Origin of the sequence: Micromonospora sp. CPCC 205561, assembly GCF_036906775.1 — a bacterium.
Lineage (GTDB): Bacteria > Actinomycetota > Actinomycetes > Mycobacteriales > Micromonosporaceae > Micromonospora.
In genome coordinates, this window is the sequence record NZ_JBAKHV010000123.1 from 1 (window position 1) to 1110 (window position 1110).

The following is a 1110-nucleotide window of genomic DNA, read 5'->3' on the forward strand; positions in this document are numbered from 1 at the left end:
TTGATGGAGCCGATGCTGGACGAGTTCCGGTCGGTGGTGGCGGGGCTGGACTGGCGGGTGCCGCGGGTCGCGGTGGTGTCGAATGTGACGGGTGCGGTGGCGGATCCGTTGGAGTTGGTGGATCCGGAGTACTGGGTGCGGCACGTGCGGCAGCCGGTGCGGTTCGTCGGCGGTGTGGCGGCGCTGCGGGCGCAGGGCGTGGACACGTTCCTGGAGGTCGGCCCGGATGCGACGTTGACGGCGATGGTGGCGGAGATCGTCGCGGATGCCGCCGTGCGGCGGATTCCGGCGTCGCGGCGGGACCAGGCGGAGGTCGCCGTACTGACCTCGGCGCTGGGGCAGTTGTGGGTCGCGGGTGCGCCGGTCGACTGGGCGGCATACCTCGGCCAGGCCGGTGCCCGGCCGCGCGTGGTCGACCTGCCCACGTACGCCTTCGACCACACCTGGTACTGGCCCGAGCCGGCGCCCTCGGCCCGCCGGGACGCGCACGGCGAGGCTCTCGACGGGCGGTTCTGGGCGGCCGTGGAGTCCGGCGACCCCGACGTGGTCGGCGGTGAGCTGGGCGTCGGCGCGGACGAACCGTTCAGCGCGGTCCTGCCGAAGCTCGCGCAGTGGCGGCGGGCCGCACAGCAGCGGTCGACGGTGGACTCGTGGCGCTACCGGGTGGTGTGGCGACGCCAGGACGTGACCGGGAACGAGACCCTGACCGGCTCCTGGTTGGTGCTGATGCTCCCCGGTCAGGAGGACCACCCGTTGCTGGCCGGGCTGGCGGAGCGGGGCGCCGAGGTGGTCCCGGTGGTGCTGGACGCGCTGGACCGGGACGAGATCGCGCGCCGACTGGCCGCAGCGGTGGAGGCCGGGAAGCCGGTCGCCGGGCTGGTCTCGCTGCTGTCGCTGGCCGGTGCGGGCGTGGTCGAGGCGCTGGCGGTGGCGCAGGCGCTGGCCGTCACGGAGATCCAGGGGCGGCTGTGGTGGCTGACCCGTGGGGCGGTCTCCGTGGACGACGCGGAGCCTCTGGCCGATGTCGCGGGTGCTGCGGTGTGGGGGTTGGGTCGGGTGGTGGGTTTGGAGGTGCCGTTGCGGTGGGGTGGTTTGGTGGATTTGCCGGGG

Annotated in this window: 1 pseudogene; it reads left to right on the forward strand. The window is 74.0% G+C overall.

The features are described 5' to 3' along the window. Positions 1–12: 12 nt before the first annotated feature. A pseudogene (locus V6V16_RS27710) lies at positions 13–1110 on the forward strand (type I polyketide synthase); the annotation flags it as partial.